At 59.2% G+C, this 640-nt stretch carries 1 protein-coding gene and 1 pseudogene; both read right to left on the reverse strand.

Annotated features, from left to right (window positions below; all coding sequences use genetic code 11):
• Nucleotides 1-98: 98 nt before the first annotated feature.
• Nucleotides 99-359: pseudogene (locus CFR72_RS16915) on the reverse strand (conjugal transfer protein TraD); the annotation flags it as partial.
• Nucleotides 356-598 carry a conjugal transfer protein TraD gene (locus tag CFR72_RS16920; protein WP_110914823.1) on the reverse strand — a complete coding sequence of 81 codons (243 nt, stop codon included), beginning with the start codon at nucleotides 596-598 and terminating at the stop codon, nucleotides 356-358. The gene CFR72_RS16920 and the pseudogene CFR72_RS16915, both read right to left, overlap by 4 nt.
• Nucleotides 599-640 lie beyond the last annotated feature (42 nt).

Consider the following 640-nt stretch of genomic DNA (forward strand, 5'->3'; position numbering starts at 1 on the left):
CCTTCCATCAGGCGGTCCAGGAGGTCTTTATCAATGCTCATGCGGGGGCTCCTCTTCGAGCAATTTATCACCACACCGCACAAAATTCAGGATAGTCCCGCGACGGCTTCTGGTTTGCCGTCCGCCTGTTCGACAGCCGCAAGCAGCACCCCGGCCAGCGCCTCGATCGACAGGGTATCGGCTCCCGTCGCCTCGACCAGTTCGCCGAGCTGGAGGGTCCGTTGCGCCTTAAGCTGTTTTGCCTTTTCCTGAAGCGCCTTCAGTTCCGCATCAATGTCCCGTGGCCTGCGCATTTTCCGCCCTCTGTCCTGCTGGTCTGTGGCATACTCTACCACGCAGGCGAGAACCGCGTCACTCATCCAGAGCAATCAACCCTTGTGGCACAGTAAAATGTGAGTGCACGTCTCCAGCGTGCTTTCAGGTCAATCGGAGCAGTATCATTGCTGCCCTGTAGTTGTCCTGCAATATCCAGAAAAGCCCCGAGCAGGGTGGCGCGGTCATCATCGGTCAGATCGACCAGTCCCGCCTTCTGGACCAGACCGCCCAGTTCGATCAGATGATGAGTGCGTTCCCGTCGCGCCTTCGCCCAGTCGCGCATGTCGGTGCGTGCCTTTCGTGCCTGATGGCGATGGATCAGGGC

This window comes from Gluconacetobacter entanii, from assembly GCF_003206495.1.
Classification (GTDB): Bacteria; Pseudomonadota; Alphaproteobacteria; order Acetobacterales; family Acetobacteraceae; genus Novacetimonas; species Novacetimonas entanii.

Coding starts and splice junctions, on each gene's coding strand:
- CFR72_RS16920 (WP_110914823.1), bottom strand. CDS start 598: ATGCGCGACTGGGCGAAGGCGCGACGGGAACGCACTCATCATCTGATC.